13 protein-coding genes are annotated in these 17725 nt (G+C 54.9%); 3 read left to right on the top strand and 10 right to left on the bottom strand.

All coding sequences use genetic code 11. From position 1 onward, the window contains the following. Positions 1-13: 13 nt before the first annotated feature. The 3 genes from SH678x_RS08905 to SH678x_RS08895 form a co-directional block, all read right to left on the bottom strand. The gene (locus SH678x_RS08905) at positions 14-1432 is read right to left on the bottom strand and encodes an alpha-L-fucosidase (protein WP_496922548.1); all 1419 of its coding nucleotides are present in this window, start codon (positions 1430-1432) and stop codon (positions 14-16) included. A 26-nt stretch (positions 1433-1458) separates the two neighbouring features. Further along, the gene (locus tag SH678x_RS08900; protein ID WP_496922547.1) at positions 1459-3234 is read right to left on the bottom strand and encodes a sodium:solute symporter; all 1776 of its coding nucleotides are present in this window, start codon (positions 3232-3234) and stop codon (positions 1459-1461) included. Positions 3235-3481: 247 nt separating this feature from the next. Further along, on the bottom strand, positions 3482-5938 hold the full coding sequence (locus SH678x_RS08895; protein ID WP_496922546.1) for a glycosyl hydrolase: 2457 nt from the start codon (positions 5936-5938) through the stop codon (positions 3482-3484). A 143-nt stretch (positions 5939-6081) separates the two neighbouring features. On the opposite strand from SH678x_RS08895, the gene SH678x_RS08890 reads away from it, so the two are divergent. Continuing rightward, a complete protein-coding gene (locus tag SH678x_RS08890; RefSeq protein WP_496922545.1) occupies positions 6082-7227 on the top strand; it encodes a dienelactone hydrolase family protein in 1146 nt (381 codons plus the stop codon). 36 nt (positions 7228-7263) lie between these two features. Here SH678x_RS08890 and SH678x_RS08885 read toward each other — a convergent pair whose 3' ends face one another. The 6 genes from SH678x_RS08885 to SH678x_RS08860 all read right to left on the bottom strand — a co-directional run bounded on the left by SH678x_RS08885 (position 7264) and on the right by SH678x_RS08860 (position 14663). Beyond that, the gene (locus SH678x_RS08885) at positions 7264-8472 is read right to left on the bottom strand and encodes a DUF6807 domain-containing protein (RefSeq protein WP_496922544.1); all 1209 of its coding nucleotides are present in this window, start codon (positions 8470-8472) and stop codon (positions 7264-7266) included. Positions 8473-8562: 90 nt separating this feature from the next. Then, the gene (locus SH678x_RS08880; protein ID WP_496922543.1) at positions 8563-9345 is read right to left on the bottom strand and encodes a 3-ketoacyl-ACP reductase; all 783 of its coding nucleotides are present in this window, start codon (positions 9343-9345) and stop codon (positions 8563-8565) included. Positions 9346-9353: 8 nt separating this feature from the next. Further along, entirely contained in the window at positions 9354-10748 is a 1395-nt protein-coding gene (locus tag SH678x_RS08875) for a glycosyl hydrolase (protein ID WP_496922542.1), read from the bottom strand. A gap of 15 nt (positions 10749-10763) precedes the next feature. After that, positions 10764-12269 carry an L-arabinose isomerase gene (araA, locus tag SH678x_RS08870; protein WP_496922541.1) on the bottom strand — a complete coding sequence of 502 codons (1506 nt, stop codon included), beginning with the start codon at positions 12267-12269 and terminating at the stop codon, positions 10764-10766. 17 nt (positions 12270-12286) lie between these two features. Continuing rightward, positions 12287-12982 (bottom strand): L-ribulose-5-phosphate 4-epimerase AraD, encoded by a 696-nt coding sequence (gene araD / locus SH678x_RS08865; protein WP_496922540.1) that lies wholly within the window; start codon positions 12980-12982, stop codon positions 12287-12289. Beyond that, positions 12975-14663 (bottom strand): ribulokinase, encoded by a 1689-nt coding sequence (locus SH678x_RS08860; protein ID WP_496922539.1) that lies wholly within the window; start codon positions 14661-14663, stop codon positions 12975-12977. The genes araD and SH678x_RS08860 overlap by 8 nt, the downstream gene beginning before the upstream one ends. Before the next feature lie 319 nt (positions 14664-14982). On the opposite strand from SH678x_RS08860, the gene SH678x_RS08855 reads away from it, so the two are divergent. Further along, a complete protein-coding gene (locus SH678x_RS08855) occupies positions 14983-16083 on the top strand; it encodes an aldose epimerase family protein (protein ID WP_496922538.1) in 1101 nt (366 codons plus the stop codon). A 72-nt stretch (positions 16084-16155) separates the two neighbouring features. Next, complete coding sequence (locus tag SH678x_RS08850) at positions 16156-16698, top strand: ATP-dependent zinc protease family protein (RefSeq protein ID WP_496922537.1); 543 nt, start codon at positions 16156-16158, stop codon at positions 16696-16698. Between the two features lie 11 nt (positions 16699-16709). Here the strand turns inward: SH678x_RS08850 and SH678x_RS08845 are convergent, their stop codons facing one another. Next, the gene (locus SH678x_RS08845) at positions 16710-17684 is read right to left on the bottom strand and encodes a sphingomyelin phosphodiesterase (RefSeq protein ID WP_496922536.1); all 975 of its coding nucleotides are present in this window, start codon (positions 17682-17684) and stop codon (positions 16710-16712) included. Between the last annotated feature and the right edge of the window lie 41 nt (positions 17685-17725).

Raw genomic sequence — 17725 nt, 5'->3', positions numbered from 1 at the left:
TACAAACCAGGGATTAGGCCGGACTTTTACCCGTCAGAATGATGTCTATATCATCTCGTTGAACGGGGAGTTTCACTTCTAGCTCTCCCCTGCTGTTTCGACGAATTTGTACTGCACTGCCATCAGGGAAGTGCGAAAGTTCATCAACCTCCATTCCCTCGGTTCCCGTTAGTTTGAGCCAACCATCCACTGCACCATTCGTCTCAAGAATGTGCAAATAGATCGTGTCGCAATGCCGTGTGCTGGCACCCCACGCTTGTGGCTTCACTGGTCCACCGCGCGTGGGTCGCACAGACGCGGCATTCTTCTTCATCCACTCGCCAATCGCCAATAGTCGCTGGCTCGATTCTTCATCAATCGTGCCATCCGGCTTGGGGCCGACGTTCAGCAAGAAGTTCGCATTATTTCCCGCCGCCCGCACGAGATAGTGAATCAATTCCTTCGGCGATTTGAAGTTCTTATCGTCGGCGTTGTAGCCCCACGCTCCATTGATCGTGTCGCAGGTTTCAAGCGGCAACTTGCCAATCACCGCGTCGGGGCTGTGGCCCCCTTTATTCTGGCCGGGCAGATCGCGCTCGAACATCTGAAAGTCTTCGCCCGCAAACGGCTCGACGTGATGGTTGTTGCCAATGAGGCAGGCCGGCTGCAATTTGTGAATCAAATCGTAAGTTCGCCGCAAATGCCAATCGAGTCGCGTCGCCTTGGGATCGGCCTCCTTCGTGCCTTCAAATCTTTTCGATTGCTGATCCCACCAACCATCGAACCAGATGCCGCCGATCTTGCCATACCGACCGCCCAACAACTCGGCGAGTTGACCGTCCATGTACTGCAAGTACTTTTCAAAGTCGCCCCCGTCGAGCCTCTTCGATCCGTGGCCCGTCATCCCACGAGGAAAGTAATCGAGATGATGCCAATCCAAGTGCGAATGATAAAAGAACAACTTCATGTCCTGTTTGGCGCATTCCTCGGCAAGTTCTTTCAACGGATCGCGGCCAAATTCGGTCCGATCTGTGATGTCCCAATCCCCCGTCTCGGCAGCGAACATCGCAAAGCCATCGTGATGCTTCGACGTGATGACGATGTACTTCGCCCCGGCATTTTTGAAGAGCGACACCCACTCCGCCGCGTTGAACTTCGTGGGATTGAACTCCTTGGCGAGCTTCTCATACTCCGCCGCCGGAATTTTTTCGTTGTTCATCACCCATTCGCCACGCCCCAGCACGCTGTAGACGCCCCAGTGAATGAAGATGCCAAACTCGTCGTCGCGAAACGCCTCCCGCGCGGCCAGATTTTCAGCCGAAGGCTCGTAGGGGATCTGCTCGAAAGTGAGAGTTGGCCCCGGCGCCGGCTTCTCTTCAGCTTGAGCTTTTGAAGATATCGTTGTGAGTGCGATTACGATCAAGCCAAAAAGCCATACTCGAGGACAAGCCATCAAGACCTCCTGACAATGAACAATTCTCACCCAGTAAAATACACATAAGCTGCCAAGATAATGACGAGCAAACCCACCGATGCTGCCATGTCGAGCGTAGACCAACTCGCGCGGGTTTTGCTTCGATCCGCTTCTGAGAGCGTGCCAAAGGTTAAACCCGAGATGCGTTCGTAATCGGGTTTTTGCGTCAGCATGCTCACGATGATCATCGCGGCAGCGCTCACCAAAAAGATCAGCAAGCTGAAATACTGAAAGTAAATCTTGTTAACAATCCACAGCAGCGAACCTTCCATGTATTGGAAGTCAGCCCAAATCTTGGGAGGCGTATCAACCGCCAAGCGGAATACCCCAAGTGCAAACCCCACGACCAGCGCTGCCAGACAGCCCTGGGCGTTGAGCCGCTTCCAGAAGATTCCCAGAAAGAACACCACAAAAATCGGCGGGGCCAGATAGCCCTGCACGGATTGCAGGTAGTCGTACAGGCCTTTCGAGCCTTGGATTATCGGGATCCAAGCAAATCCGACAAGCACCATCACGACGGTTGCTATACGCCCAACACGCACCAACTGTTGCTCGGACGCCTGCGGATACCTTTTCTTGTACAAGTCCATCGTGAACAATGTCGAACAAGCATTGAACACGCCGGCCAACGAACTCATGAGTGCCGCCAATAAACCGGCCACGACCAATCCGCGCATTCCCACCGGCAAAACGTTTTTGACCATCATCGGAAACGCCTTGCCGCTTTCGGCGATCTTGATTGATTCTTCCGGAACCAACATTTCGGCGAAGTTCATGTCCTGAACTTCCCCCGTGCTCGATTTCAGAATCAGTGCCCAGCAAATCAACCCCGGCACGATAAAGATAAATACCGGCAAAAGCTTTAAGTAGCCGGCAAAAATGCTGCCGCGTCGTGCCTCGGTTTCGTTGGGCGCTCCCAGAGTTCGCTGCACGATATATTGATCGGTACACCAATACCACAAACCGATAATCGGCGCGCACAACAACATTCCCAACCAGGGATAGTTGCCATTGAAGTACCAGGCTTGGCTCGTCAACTCCCCTTGGTCGTTGTGGGTTTCAACCGGCGACCATTCGACCGGCAAACCCTCGGGGACAATCGGCTTCCAGAGATTGAACATCTCACTGCCCACCGTTTCGCGCAGCTCACCCCACCCGCCAACTTTTTCCAGACCGTAATAGGTCACCATCGCCGAGCCAAGGATCAGAATAAAAGTTTGCAGTGCTTCGGTATAAGCCACAGCCCGAAACCCACCGAGCGTGGTGTAAATGCCTGTGAAGGCCAGCACCAAAATCGAACCCAGCCAAAAGCTATCCAGTGGCCCAAGTCGCATTTCCGGTAGCAATACCGCAAACACAACACCACCGGCAAAAATCCCGACGGCAATTTTGGTAACCACATAAGCCACCAGCGAAATGATCGACAGCACATACCGCGAGGCGGGTGAAAAACGACGTTCCAAAAACTCCGGCATCGTGAAGACTTTAGACCGGGCATAGAACGGCACCATGACCCAACCCAAGACCAACAAACACCAAGCGTGCAGTTCGTAATGGGCCAAGGCCACGCCGTCGGTGGCACCCGAGCCTGCCAGGCCAACCAAATGCTCCGAGCCGATGTTCGAGGCAAAGATCGAAGCCCCCACAACAAACCAGCCCAGGCTCTTCTCAGCCAGGAAAAAGTCAGAGGACGTATTCTTACTTTTGCGAATCACCCACCAGGCAACCCCCAACAACAGCGCGAAGTAACCAGCGATCACAATCCAATCAAGCGATTCCATGAATGACCTTTCCGTCGATTCAGAGAAGAACAATAAGAAAAGCACCGCCAGCAAACTTGGCGGGTGATTCGTAATTCACCACTGTAATAGGCCGACTACTGCAATTCCAGACGCACGGCCGAGAAAAATACCCTCGAAAACGCAGCGTATGTTTTCATTTGCGCGAGATCAGAATTTGTCACGCGTTACATAGCACAATTGCGCCACACTCTGCCGATTGGGCGAAATAATCCGTCAATAATCGTAACTAATCGTTCAGCTCACTAAGCGTCACCGGCCCCAGCAGTCCGGCCTCGCGCACCGGCCAGTTCGACGCATTAAACGGCTTGTAATCGATCCCCACAAAATTGATATCCTCAAAGATTCGCCACTCAACACCGCGGCGATCCAAATCGCGAATCCGATTCGCCGCCACATTGGTGACTTCCACGGTTAACGTGTTGTCTGCTTCAGTAATTTCAATGGGAATTTGAAACGGCGGGGCAAACAACACGCCCAATTCCCTCCCATTAAGAAACACTCGTGCACTGTCGGCCACTTGCCCCAAATCGAGCAAATATCTTCCGGACCTTAATCGCGGCAAGGATATTGTGTACGCGGCGGTCCCAGCAAACTTCGATCCAGCTTCCCCCGCAAGTGGCGTCCAAGTTGCTAACCGGCTGGTTTGAAACGCTTCCGGCAACTCGGGTCCACCAGCAACAAACCTCACGCCCCACTCACCATCAACCACCAAGGGCTTGTCATCGAGTTCCTGATACTGCCAAGGCTCGGCGCTCACTTCTTGATCAAAAGTTCGCACAAAGAGAGTTTCGTTCGGGGCAAGTTGCACGCGAATAAAACCATCCTTGATTTCTGGTTCGCCAATCTCGCCAGACAGCGGGTTCATCAGCACGGCACTTTCCCACGCATACGTCGGGGCAAATGTTTCGTCGCGTTCTTGATCCCAAGTGTTTTTTACGAAGTAGCACCAACCATCCGGCATCTTGCGGCGAATAATTTTTAGTCCCGTGCGATCGCCCATGATATTCGCGTTGCTGAGGAGTTCCGAAAAATTGGGGTTCACTTGAACAAGCTTCTCGATGCCAGCAACTGCGTTGGAAAACTCACGTTCCTTGCCCGCATTCAATAATCCCGGTGGGCTCGCCGGCAACTCTCTCCAAAACAGAACACGGCCGCCCGCTTGGGCGAGTTCCTTGAGCTTCACCAGCGTCGCCGTCGGCATATGCTCGGCATCGGGAATCAAGATCGCTTGATAACTGGATCCTGGAGTTTTGATCTGATCGCCGACTATTTCACACTTTTCAAGCTGACGATCGGAGATGTAATCAAAACTGTTTCTCATGTTATCCAGGTATTCAGCCGCTTGGCCAATCGGCTGATTGAAAAACCATTCCTTGGAGTTGTGAACACGAAAATCCTTCCGCAAGCCCTTCGCATCGTGCCACACGTCGTAAATCGGCCAATACACGAGCAAATCATTCGACGGCTCACCGGCTTGTAGCATCGCCTGACAGCGAGCAACATAGGCGTTGAGCGCTGGCAAATCTCGCCAGATTGGATTCTGTGGATTCAGTTGCGTCGACGCATAAAACAACCACCCCGGCCACACAGCCTCGACGGGTGAATACGCCGTGCCGTGATAGATCACGTGATTCACTCCCGCGAGCATCTGCTGATCGATCCGCTCTTTCAACTCGGCCAACGTCACATGGAAATGCTCGTCGAGCCAAGTCCCCGTTTCCGCGGCCACCAAATTCTGGCCAGCCACATGCGCCGCGGAACTCGCAAACTTCTGAACGAGCGGATGGGCGTCATCATCCTCCAAGCGGCCAAACGACTCCGTCTCGGGAATATCGCTGGCCGCGTATAAGTCGAGCCAATTCCCCGGCGAGCCATGGGCCTGATTCCGCGCGAGTTGCCCGCGCCCATGCGACCACTCCACCCACGGCACGATCAATTCCTCAAGCACCAAATCGCTGAGCGTCTCGCGGTAATCGCCTTTCACCCGCGCGACCGTCTCGGGGTCGCCTTCACCCGCGAGTTCCTGCCAATGATCTTCCAATCGATAGCCGCGTGCTTGAGCAAATTTCACAAGCAGTCGATCACTCCAATCGCCATCATATTCAAACGAATCTTGAAACGACGCCCGAATCAAATCGTTGGGTAGTGACGCAGTTTTCTTCCCCCAGGCGTTGAGATAGCGCTCGACTGAATCCCGCGAAAACGGATTGATCGTATAACCCTCACCCCCAGGCGCAGGCCGTTTCACTTTTTCACCCAACAAAGCCGCTCGCGGCTTAGCGCTCTCCCACACAGCATCACTCTCAGCAAGCATTACATCCGGCCCACCCATCCGCCACCCCGAACCCGGCGGCAAATCCACTCCCATTCCCAACCGCTTTGCCTCCCCAACAGCAAAGGTCACCGCGTCCAACCAATCCGGCGAAAGATACAAGAGCTGCCGGTCGTCGGTCCCTTTCACGCCATAGATGCAAGTGATCTCGACGCCCCCCAACCCCGCGGCAGCGTATTCCTCCAAGCACCGCGTAATATTTTCGCGATCCACCGCCGACCCATGCCACCACCACCGCGTCCACGGCTTCGCCGTCTGAGTGATCTCCGGCCACTGCACGTCCTCGGCTGAAGCATAGCGGACTAGGCCTAGCGCAAAACAAAGCAATAAGAGCCAAACAAAGTGCTTCATATCGTAGAGTACGTTTGGCAAAGCGAAGAAAAGAAATCCGTACCGTCAGTTTACCATGATTGCCAAAGGCGGAAAGTTACTTACATTCAAGATAACTGACCTCGTTCAATGTCCGAGTTCACATCAAGAGCTAGATATTTCAAATGAATTTGCACGTCCTACTGCTGTCATCACTGCTGACCCTGCCGGTATTGGCTGAGTCCGCTTATCAAACCGTGGGTGTCGCCGACAAGCTCCCAATTTTTTACGAGTCCATGACCAATCGGCTCGATTTTCCATTGGCTTGGCCCCAACAGCATGGTAAATCGTTTGATACGTGGCGCCGTGAAGCACAAGACAAAGTCCGCGCAAGCTGGTTGTCCACGTTGCCTGTTCGAGACTTTGAACCACAAATCCTCGCCAGTAAAAAGTACGATGGTTACACGTCGCAAAAAGTTGCTTTTAATATCTCGCGCGATAGCCGAGTGCTCGCCTACTTGCTGGTCCCGGCAGGAGAAGGGCCATTTCCGGCCGTTCTATTGCTTCACGACCATGGTGCTGAGTTCCGAATCGGCAAAGAAAAAATGGTACGGCCATGGGAGGTGCCTAATGAAAAACTCGCCCTGGCTGAAAAGTATGCCGACAAATGCTACGGCGGTCGTTTTGTTGGCGATGAACTCGCCCGGCGTGGCTATGTTTGTCTGGCGACCGATGCCCTCAATTGGTCCGACCGCGGCGGAGGAGGCTACGAAAACCAGCAAGCCCTCGCGTCGAATCTCATGCAAATGGGGATCAGCTATGCAGGGTTAATTTCACAGGAAGACCTCCAGGCCGCCGAATTCCTGGCTTCACTACCCGAAGTTGATCCCCAACGAATCGCGGCACTTGGCTTCTCGATGGGATCGAATCGCACATGGCATCTCGCCGCGATGTCGGAGCGCATTGCGGCGGGTCTCTGCCTTTGTTCGATGGCAAGTCTCCCCGAGCTGATGGTTCCCGGCACCAACATCACACAAGGTCAATCGTCATTCACAATGCTGCATCCCGGGTTGTCGCTTTCGCTCGACACGCCCGACGTGGCGAGCATCGCCTGCCCTAAGCCGATGCTGTTTTATAACGGCCGCCAAGACACGATCTATCCCGTCCCCGCGGTGGAAACAGCCTTTCAAAAAATGCGAGCGGTCTGGGAATCACAAAACGCGGGCGGCAAACTGGAAACCAAACTTTGGGACGTGCCACACGTGTTCAACGTGGAAATGCAAGACGAAGCATTCGCGTGGCTCGGACAACAACTTGAAACCAAACGTTAGCCGGCAGCGTCCCGCTGCCGTACACGCGTTGATCTACTACTCCACCAAAGTCCCGACCAACGGCGCCGCCATCTCGCGCTGCAATTCATCAAGCCGTCCCTTATCCGCGCCACCGTTGAACACGAAGAAGCGATATTCAGAAACAAACGGCTTTTCGGGAACAATCTCAAACTCGCCCAATACCGACGGCGACCAACAAAAGTACGGCATGTCAGGATGCAACCGCACGGGCTGGGGAAAGCGAAAATTCTTCGCCGACTCCATCCCCGCCACGGTGTAGCTTTTGTCTTCGACATCACCGGTGATCGCCGTCCAGAGCGGCCGCGTGTGGTTGCCACTTTCGCGGTCCTTACCTTCGCTCGTGAGAAACTCGGCCTTGCCGAACGACCAAATCCGCGCGCCGCGGAAGGCCATCCCGCCGTAGTGATATTCATTGAGATGCAGCGGATCATCCGTCGCACATTTGAGCGTCGATCGCACTTCAATCACGTGGGGATCGACCGAATTAAACACGCGAATTCGCCACGCTTCTTCTAACACGGGTTCATTCTTGCCATCCGCAATAATTTGCGAATGTTTAAGTTCTACATTGAGTTCCCCGAACACGGGGCCGTTGAGCATATCCACCACGGCAAAATGCTCGACAACGCCTTGCTGCTTCATCGAGTTCCAGAAATCGATTGGCTTACCACGAAAGACGCTATCGACCCAGGCGAGCATGATGCCATGTTGATGCGGATGCTCGGGCGGGAAATCGTCGCTCACAATCGTGCCATCCGGCGCATATACAGGATGAATAAACCCGCTTCGTCGACACTCCGCGAAGCCTTCGACAAGACACTCTTTCAGCGCAGCGTTATAAAGCAGTACCGGCTTGCCGTGCACGGTGATTTCATAATCTTTGCCTTTGGGCAGACATTCCACCTGCGGCGTGGAAGCCTCGAGTGCCGCGTCGATCGTCATCTGATACTTGCGTGTTTCATGTGCGGGCAACACTTTGTCGAGAATCCCCAGCAGCCGCGACGGATTCGACGGATCACGCTGCACGATCAGTCGCGCACCCTCTTCGTTGATGAGCGTGACTGTCTTGATTTTCGCATCGACTTCCGGCGGCGCGGGGATTTCGAAGATCGTCCCGACGGGGTGAGTCACGTCACCGGCTGAGAGTTCAACGTCCGCGGCGCTACTTGTTGCGGCAGTCAGTGAAAGCACAAAAAAGAAAACACAAAGCCGTATGGTCAACATTTTTTCCTAACCTAGCCGGATCGCAACGTGATCCGGTTGTTCACTAACTTAAATAGCCCGGACCGCGTGGCGGTCCGGCTAGATGTTCCGCTACAACCGCGGCAAAGTCAAACCACCGTCGACCATGATCACGTTCCCTGTCGCATAAGCCAACTCGCCGCGTGCGAGCACTCCCACCGCGCGGCCCACATCTTCCGGCGTTCCCCAGCGTGGATCGACCGTGAGCCCCTCGGCAATCAGCTTGTCATACTTTTCAACGACGCCACTCGTCATGTCGGTGCGAATCACGCCGGGGCGGACTTCGTAAACTTGGATTCCATACTCCGCGAGTCGCGCCGCCCACAACTGTGTGGCCATGGCAACCCCCGCCTTGCTAATACAGTAATCGCCGCGATTGACCGAGGCCACGGTCGCGCTTACCGATGAAACATTGACAATTACGCCAGCAAACTTGCTGTCGGCTTGATGCTGCTCGATCATCCACCGCGCGATAAGCTGTGTAAGGAAATACGGCCCGCGGAGATTGATACTGATCAACCGATTGAAACTTTCTTCCGTGGCATCCAGCAAATCGGCCCGCACGTCGGGAGCCACACCAGCGTTGTTCACCAGGACGTCGAGTCGACCGAACTTGTTGCGAATCGCCGTCACCATGTGTTCTCGATCCGCCGCATCAGCAACATTTGCCTGGCAGTAAAGCACCTCAGCACCTAGTTTCTTAAGTGCATCAACCGCTTCCGCAACATCAGCCTCTGCACGGCGGCCATTTACAGCCAAGCTAAAACCATCTCGCGCGAGTTGCTGCGAAATGCCAAGACCGATTCCGCGTGTCCCACCGGTTACCAGCGCCACTTTTTTTGTTGATACAGCCATGACAAATGTTACTTCGTTGGTCCAAAGAACGTGTAATACGGTTTGCCCGTGGCTTCACGCTGAATTATCAGTGCCAGTTCCCGGGCATGATAGTCGCCCCACATGCATGCCTCGCCGCATGGCACTTTTTGGCCTGGTGGAATAGAGTCCCAGCCATTGGGCCGATGATAAACTGAGTGCAACAGCAATCCTTCGTGCTGCGCATCGCTCGAAAGATACAAATCAGAAAACAGCGTGTTCGCAACAGTCAACGCCGCCTGCCGATACTGATTCCCGCTTTCGGTTTCGCCGCGAGCGATGAGAAAATTCCCAAGTCGCAACAAACCCTGCGCGCCAATCGCCGCCGCCGAGCTATCCACCGGTTCAAAGTTATTAAATGGCTCCGCCGGTCGCGCGAGATAATCACCCATGTGCGCGAGCCCCGGCGCACCGGTGTCCCAATAGGGCACGCCACACACCGGCGTGTACTCCAGATAAAAATCACAAGTTGCCCGCGCCGCTTTTAAGAAAATCTCTTCGACACCAGCGCGGCCGCCCACGGATTCAAGTTCAGCATCCGTGCGAGTGGCCAGCCATTCCAATTCTTCGGCAAAACCAACCATCGCCCAAGCCAAGCCGCGCGTCCAAGTGCTGAACGCCGAGTAGCCTTGCTGCGTCGAAGGGCAACGATAGTCGCCGTTGTTGGTGTTGAACACCGACTCGTGCGCCGTTCTGCCGCGAATGTCATACGCATCGCGGCCTTCGCCGTACCACACGTTGTACTTGGCCGTGTTCGTCGCGTGTTCCACCAGTCGTTGCAGCAGACTGATCTTCTGGTCGCGTTCCCCCATCAGCGCGTGACCCAACTGATGCGAGACCGCCAGCGCCCGGCACGAGCGAATCGTATCGACAAACAGCGATTGCGGACCGTTGAACGAATAGATATACCCAATGCCCGCCGCCGCCGGTGACGTGTTCGACCACCGCGCAGCCTGGACTGCTCCGGTGACCTTAAGCGCGAGTTCATAAAAATCGCGTTCCCAGGCATTCTCCGGCAAGCAGCCTTCATTCATCAGCCGCCAGAGATTTCCATAGGTGCTGACATTATTAAAACCGTGATCGTGTACCCCCACGTGAGTCAAATGGGGAGCCATCACGTCCACGGTTCGCCGCCGACCAAGCTCCAAAAACTCTTCATCGCCCGTGGCGTCGAATTGCAGAACCGCAGATCCGTATTGAAATCCTTGCGTCCACTCGGTCCAACCTTTGGCGGTGTATTTTCCAGCGACCGTAAACACGGGTGAAGCCGAACCAGGCGGGCAGCTTTTTTCAATCGAGCGAATGCAATTAGCCGACGCTGACCAGAAAATCTCTAGTCGTGGCAACAGATCGGCAGCCCGTAATTCTTTATTGATTTCGATCATGCGCTGAAGTCAGTCCTAAAACTTCCGATCATAAACACCGCTGGCATCGTTCCAACGAATGACGTTCTTGAACTCGCGAATCCGCGTGTCGGCGTCGATCACCAAAAACTCCACGCCGCACATCTCGGCAAAGTCCTCGAAGTGTTCCGTGGTGAGTGCCTGACTAAACACGGGATGATGCGAACCGCCGGCATAAATCCATGCCGCCGCCGCGGTCTTCAAATCCGGTCGGGGCTTCCACAAGGCTCGTGCCACCGGCAATTTTTCGAGCGGGTTCTTGGGCGCGACAACATCGACTTCGCTTAGCACCATCCGGAAGCGATTCCCCATGTCGACAAACGCCGCATTCACTGCCGGACCAGCCGGCGTGTTGAACACCAACCGCACGGGGTCTTCCTTGCCACCAATCCCCAGCGGATGGATCTCGCACGACGGCTTGCCGTCGGCGATCGTTGGGCAAATTTCGAGCATGTGCGAGCCCAAGCACAACGATTCATCGCCGATTAAGTGATAGGTGTAGTCTTCCATAAACGACGTGCCTCCTTTGAGCCCCGCCGCCATGACTTTCGCACTTCGCACCAACGCCGCGCCCTTCCAATCGCCTTCCGCACCAAAGCCATATCCGTCGGCCATCAATCGTTGCGTCGGCAAGCCGGGAAGCTGTTTCAAACCGTGCAGATTTTCAAACGTGTCGGTAAATCCCACGAAACCGCCCGAAGTGAGAAACGAACGTAATCCCAACTCAATGCGAGCCGCATCGCGCAGCGATTGCCGCCGTTCCCCCTTGGCCAACAGGGCAGGGGCCATTTGATAAGTTGCGTCATACTCGTCGCACAGTGCGTCGACCGAACCATCGCTCATGCCGTTCACGTGTTCGACGAGATCGCCCAAACCATAACCATTGACCGCATAACCGAACTGCAACTGCGCGGCGACTTTGTCACCTTCCGTGACCGCCACTTCGCGCATGTTGTCGCCAATGCGGGCAATCTTCGCTGTCCGTGCATCAGCTTTTGCCGAGGCAGCGCGGGTCCAGATTCCCAATTCGCGGTGCACACGTTCTTCTTGCCAATGCCCGACCACGACTTTCCGCGGCAAGCGCATCCGGCTGCACATGAAACCAAACTCGCGGCCGCCGTGGGCCGATTGGTTCAAATTCATGAAGTCCATGTCGATCGTCGCCCAAGGAATTTCATTGTTGAACTGCGTATGCAAATGCACGAACGGCTTGTTGAGCACGCTCAGCCCGCCGATCCACATCTTCGCCGGCGAGAAGGTATGCATCCACGTAATCAGCCCGATGCACTTGTTCGCGCTGTTGGCTTCCTGGCAGATTTCGAGAATCGCATCGGGCGTCGTGAGCACGGGCTTGAACACCACCCGCACGGGGATTTCGCTCGACTCATTAAGTGCTTTGGCAATTGTGTGTGAATGCTGGTCAACTTGCTTGAGTGTTTCCACGCCATACAAATGCTGGCTGCCGGTGACAAACCAAACTTCATATTCTTTGAGATCAATCATATTTGCTTTCTCAAGTCTTATCGCTTGCGCTGGCCGTAATAAGCATCCGGCCCATGTTTGCGTTGATAATGTTTTTCTAAAACATAAGGTTCGAGTTCAGGTGGAGGGTTCACCAACATGCGCGTCCCCCATGCTATCTCGGCCACCGCTTCGAGCGCGACGGCATTCTCCACCGATTTAGCTGCTGACGTTCCCCAAGCGAATGGCGCGTGGCCTGCCACCAGAACACCTGGCATCGCGTTGGGATTGAGCTTCTCAAACCGCTCGACAATCACATGCCCCGTGTTGGATTCATAGGCATCAGCGACTTCTTGCTCGGTCAAAGGTCGCGTCACGGGCACGGCACCATAAAAGTGATCTGCGTGGGTTGTCCCCAGGCAAGGAATTTCCAATCGAGCTTGCGCGAACATCGTAGCATAACGGCTATGCGTATGCGTGATTCCCCCCACACGCGGAAAAGCTTTGTAAAGCAGCACGTGTGTGGGCGTATCGCTGGACGGTCGTAATTCCCCTTGCACAACTTTGCCGTCCAAATCAACGACGACCATGTGCTCGGGCCGCATCTGGCTGTAACCCACACCGCTCGCTTTGATCACGACATACTGACGATCTTCGCTCAATCCGCTGACGTTCCCCCAAGTGAGCGTCACCAAACCTTGGGCCACGAGATCGAGATTCGCCTGACAAACTTGTTCTTTGAGTGCCTCAAGCATGACCTGCTCCCTTGCGTGCGCGCTCGCGGATGCGGATCAAATCTTTCATCACGCCAGCGAGCGAGCCCGTGAATTCTTTCGTGCCAAACGCATCGTGCAGCGTCTTGTAGATCTTGTAGAGTTCGCGATAGACGGCCACGTTCGCGGCAATCGGTTCGTAAACCGTTTCCTTTACTCCCGTCATCGCGGCTTGCGCGGCTTCCACCGAAGGGTGCGCCCCCGCCGCCACGGCACCAAAGATTGCCGCCCCCAAAGCACACGTTTGTGCCGAGCGGCTGATCTTCATCGGTCGGGCACACACGTCGGCGTAAATTTGCATTACCAGCGGATTCTTTTCAGCAATGCCACCACAGTTGATCACCTGCTCGACCGTCACACCATATTCTTCAAAGCGATTGATGATCGTCAGCGCGCCAAACGCCGTGGCCTCAATCAGCGCGCGATAAACTTCTGCCGCGGTCGTGTGCAAAGTTTGCCCTATAAGTAGCCCTGTGAGCAACGGATCGACCAACACCGTGCGATTGCCGTTGTTCCAATCGAGTGCCACCAAGCCGGATTCCCCCGGCTTTAATTTCGCGGCGGCTTCGGTCAGCTTCCCGTGAGCTTCTGCCTCACTACCATAGGACGCCGGCGTGAGGCGCTTCACAAACCAATTAAAGATGTCACCGACTGCCGATTGCCCTGCTTCGAGGCCATACATTCCTGGCATAATCGATTCGGGCACGATGCCACACAGCCCAGGTACATCGGGAAGTTTCTCGGTCATCGGCGCGGGCATGCAATCGCAAGTGCTGGTGCCCATGATCTTCACGAGCGTTCCCTTACCACAACCGGAACCCACCGCACCCATGTGGGCATCGAACGCCCCCACGGCAACAGGAATCCCCGTCGGCAGACCCACCTTCGCCGCGACTTCGGCAGTTAACTCACCCGCCTTATGATTCGAAGCGACAGCTTTCGTCGTATAACGGAACCGCGACAGCCCTGGCTCAAGCGAATCCAGAAACTTGGCACTCGGCAAACCTTCCCACTCTTCGTGGTACATCGCCTTATGCCCGGCCGCGCAAATACCGCGTTCGAGTTTGTCGGGATCGGTGTTACCAGTAACATAAGCCGGAACAAAGTCGGCCAGCTCGACCCATGAATAAGTCGCTTCCGCCACGTGCGGCGCGGTTCGTAGGCAATGCAAAATTTTCGACCAATACCATTCCGAAGAATACGTCCCCCCACACTTGGCCAAGTAGGGATAGTTGCCTTCGCTCGCCTTGCGCGTGATTTCATCGGCCTCGGCATGCGATGTGTGATCTTTCCACAGCCAAGCATGCGCGGCGAGTTCATTCTTAAACTTATCGAGCGTGGCGAGCGCCTTGCCACTTTTATCAACTGGAATCGGTGTGGAACCGGTCGTATCGACGCCGATCCCCACGACTTGGTTGGAACTAAACCCTGACTTCGCACCCGCCTCCTTTACGGCTTGGCCCACCGATTGAAAAAAGCCCTCGATATAGTCGGCAGGATTTTGCCGCGCGAGGTTCGGGTCGCTTGGATCCAACAAGATCCCCGCTTCGCCGCTGGGGTAATCATAGACCGCCGAGGCGACTTCTTCACCCGTGGCAATGTCGACGACCAGCGCCCGCACGCTGTTGGTTCCGTAGTCGACTCCGATGGCATATTGTTTCATGGCTGATCCGTGGCCTCTGAAAATTGATATTCCGAATTGTGAGACAAGTTGACAAAGAACTTCAACGAGTCCTTCAATCATTTCCTACTAACGCGCGGCACGAAAACCGCGAATCCTCATTATCTAATGACAATCGAGAGAACGGAAGCCAATATCCGGCGCAAAAAATGGTCCCTGCAACCGAAGTCACCACCGATGCGCTTTTCATGAAACTTTGACGATTGTTGCCAACGCGGCGGCCGACCGTTAAATTCAAGTCACACTTTTTTCGATCTCTTCCTGTGTCTGATCTAAGCTCGCTGAGTTATTAGGAGTTGCCGTGATACGTTTCCTTTTCGCTTTGACACTGTTGGTTTCACTCTCCGGTTTCACCCAAGCCGAAGTCACGGTCGAGGACTTTGACAAAATCGAGTTATTCACTCTGAAGAACTCTGCGGGAATGGAGGTCGGTGTCACAAACTTTGGTGCGATTATTACCTCAATCAAAGTTCCCGACCGCGATGGCAAGTTCGCCGACGTCACACTCGGTTACGACAATGTGGCCGATTACATCAACGCGGTCGACAAGCCTTATTTCGGCGCCGTCGTGGGTCGCTACGGCAATCGCATCGCCAAAGGCAAGTTTTCCATCGGTGACGAAGAGTACGAGCTTCCGATCAATAATCCCCCCAACAGCCTGCATGGCGGCACGATTGGTTTTGACAAAGTCGTATGGGATGCGGAAGTCGTGGGTGACAACGGTGTGAAGCTCTCTTATCTTGCGAAAGATGGCGAGCAAGGCTATCCCGGCAATCTCAAAGTCACCGTGACATATACACTGACCGACGACAACGAAATCGTCGTCGACTACGCCGCCACGACCGACAAGGCCACGCCGGTCAACGTCACGCAGCATGCGTATTTCAATCTGAAGGGTGAAGGCGAGGGCACGATCCTCGATCATGAATTGATGATCAATGCCGACAAGTACACCCCCGTCGATGCGACAATGATCCCCACCGGCGAGATTGCAGAGGTCGAAGGGACCCCGTTTGATTTTCGCGAAGCGAAAGCCATTGGCCGCGACATCGAGCAAGACAATGAGCAACTCGAATTCGGCGGCGGCTACGACCACAACTGGGCGCTGAAGCGCGTAAAGCGCGGCGGCGAACTGGAACTCGCGGCCACTCTCTACGAACCCACATCGGGCCGACTGTTGGAAATCACCACCACCGAGCCCGGCGTGCAGTTTTATTGCGGCAACTTCCTCAGCGGCAACTTGAAAGGCAAAAGCGGCAAGACGTACGTTCACCGCGGCGGGTTGTGCCTTGAAACCCAACACTACCCCGACAGCCCCAACCAACCCGGTTTCCCCGACACGATTTTGAATCCAGGCGAAAACTACGAAAGCCAAACCGTTTTCAAGTTTTCGACGAAGTAGCCGTTGGCGAGCCTGCTTCAGCAGGCGGTGGCACCGTTTGTGATTTTTGATGGCTCTATCCAAAATACCATCATGCAAGAACAACCGCCCCCACCGACCAGGCCCACGCACGCCAACAGCCGGCGCCTTGCCATCGTGGGGGCATGTTCATTCGCGCTGGCGGTGCTGTTAATCGCAACGATCGCGCCACGCAAAGTCACGCTCGGTGCCACCGCCGATGTGACAGAACCCATTTCAGGAACAGTCCTCAAAGCCCGCGTCGATACCGGCGCGGCCATTTCCTCGCTGCATTGCCGACAGATTGAAGTAGAAGATCCAGCCGACGACCCCGCCGAAAATTCTGACAAGCAGGTTCGCTTTCTCTTGGAAAGCGCGGACGGCCAACCGCACTGGCTCACGGCCAAGATTCTCGGCTACTCCGGTATTCGCAATGCCTCTGGCACTGACCTTCGCTATCGCGTTCGCATGAGATTGATCTGCCACGGCATCGAGAAGGAAACAATCGTTTCGCTCAACGATCGTTCCGATATGAAATACCCGCTACTCCTCGGCCGCGATTTTCTGCAAGACGATTTCGTGGTGGATGTCAGCCGCGATAATCCTGATTTTCCATAGTTGATCGTGGCTTAGTGCTCACCAATCACCAACTCGACTTGACACTCCACACCCAAGTGGTCCGAAAGCGAACCTTCCTTAACCTTCGCATCGGCAAAGGGCAGCGCCACCGTCGCTAACGGTCGCAGTTGATTCCGCGCGCTCGCCGGATCGCTCATAAAAATGTAATCGATCCGTCGACCAGCACTGTCGGCCAAGGGGTCATTCGTCCCCGGCGAGCCGCGGCCCACCTTTTCCCAGGTATCGACGAGCCGCGCGCCATTGTGCACGAGCCGGCTACGTAAGAATTCGTGATGCGCGATCGACGCGGCATCGGTATCTCGCTCACCTGTGTTGGCCCCTACGTTGAAATCGCCCAGCGCGATCACGGGATTCTCAGCACTTATATGCTGAGCCATAAAACTCGCGAGTTCGACGATTTGCTTCTCGCGAGCTTCACGGTCGCGACTTTCCAAATGCGTGAGAAAACAATCCACAACAGCCCGCGGCTTATCACTCACGCGAATCCGCGCATGCAATGCCCCCTTGGCGGCAAAGCCATCGGCCTTAAACCCCGAATCAAGAAACCACGACGCATCGGAGTATCTCACTTCGTGCGTTTCCTCAATCGGAAACCGGGTGATCAAAAGCAGGCCGCTATTCGTAAAATGTGGCCCCGAACGCTTTGGACCTTTGACATACACATACGTTTTCGGTGCCGCATCGTCTAATGCCTTGAGGAGCTTTTTCGCACGCCTCTGATCAAACATCTCGGACAGGCCGATGATGTCGTACCCGGCCAACTGTTTGCCAATCTCTTCAGCGCGATAATCGCTATTGCTCCGCTTCCCCGCCACCCGCGCGGCAATATCAGGCAGCAAATGAACATTATAGGAAAGGATCTTGAGCGGAATCACTGACGCGGCGGTGCCAGCCGTCTGCGCCGCGCAGCTGGTGATACTAAAGAACGTAACAACCACGGCAATCAAGAATCGGAAAACACCCATACGCCCTATTGTCGCGCGAACGAGATTTTCCGACAAGTTCA

Source organism: Bythopirellula superficialaquae (genome assembly GCF_059632245.1).
Note: the sequence above shows the minus strand (reverse complement) of the source record. Positions and strands in the feature narration are given on the sequence as shown.